General features: G+C 67.5%; 1 protein-coding gene. It reads left to right on the top strand.

Annotated elements, in window-relative coordinates; genetic code table 11:
• Positions 1–1,179, top strand: a 1,179-nt coding sequence (locus CFP71_RS41665) for an NCS2 family permease (protein WP_244200032.1), incomplete at both ends; no start/stop codon positions are given.

Here is a 1,179-nt window from a genome sequence, read left to right as displayed (position 1 = left end):
GTCCACACTGGACCGGTTCTTCAAGATCAGCGAGCGCGGCTCGACACCGGGGCGTGAGGTCCGTGGCGGGATCGTCACGTTCTTCACGATGGCCTACATCGTGGTGCTCAACCCGTTGATCATCGGTAGCTTCGCCGTGGACGACGCGGGCGCGCACAAGGACGTTCTGGGCAACATCCTGCCCGTGCCGCAGGTCGCGGCGGTGACCGCGCTGGTCGCGGGGGTGCTGACCATCGTCATGGGTTTGGTCGCGAACTATCCGTTCGCGATCGCCACCGGTCTCGGTATCAACAGCCTGATCGCGGTCACGTTCGCCTCGCAGATGACCTGGCCCGAGGCGATGGGCCTGGTGATGATCGAGGGCCTGGTCATCGTCCTGCTGGTCTTCGCCGGGATCCGGACCGCGGTGTTCAACGCCGTGCCCGCCCCGCTCAAATCGGCCATCGCGGTCGGTATCGGCCTGTTCATCTGCCTGATCGGCCTGGTCGACGCGGGGTTCGTCCGCCGCGTCCCGGATGAGGCGAAGACGACCGTGCCGGTCGGTCTCGGCATCGACGGCTCGATCGCCTCGTGGCCGACGCTGGTGTTCGTCGTCGGGCTGCTGGTCACCGGCATCCTGGTGGCGAAGAAGGTCAAGGGCGCGATCCTGATCGGTGTCCTCGCCTCGACCGTGCTGGCGATCGTGGTCGAGGCGATCACCAAGGTCGGTCCGTCGAAGGGTGTCAACCCGCTGGGCTGGAACCTCGGCTACCCGGCGCTGCCGGATCAGGTCCTCGGCCTGCCGGACCTCTCGCTGGTCGGCGACATCTCCTTCGGCGCCTGGACCCGGTTGCCGATCATCACCGTCGTGCTGCTGGTGTTCACCCTGGTGCTGGCGGACTTCTTCGACACCATGGGCTCGATGACCGGGCTCGCCAAGGAGGGCGGTCTCCTCCCGGAGGACGGCAAGCTCCCCAATGTCGGGAAGGCGCTGTTCGTCGACGGCACCGCCGCGGTGGCGGGCGGTTTCGCGTCGTCGAGTTCGAACACCGTCTTCGTGGAGTCCGCGTCCGGTATCGCCGAAGGCGCCAGGACCGGGCTCGCGAACGTCGTCACCGGCGTGCTCTTCATCGCGGCGATGTTCCTGACACCGCTCTACCAGGTGGTCCCGGTCGAGGCCGCGGCCCCGGCGCTGGTCGT

Origin of the sequence: Amycolatopsis thailandensis, from assembly GCF_002234405.1 — a bacterium.
Lineage (GTDB): Bacteria > Actinomycetota > Actinomycetes > Mycobacteriales > Pseudonocardiaceae > Amycolatopsis > Amycolatopsis thailandensis.
This window is presented reverse-complemented; position numbering and strand designations above follow the sequence as displayed.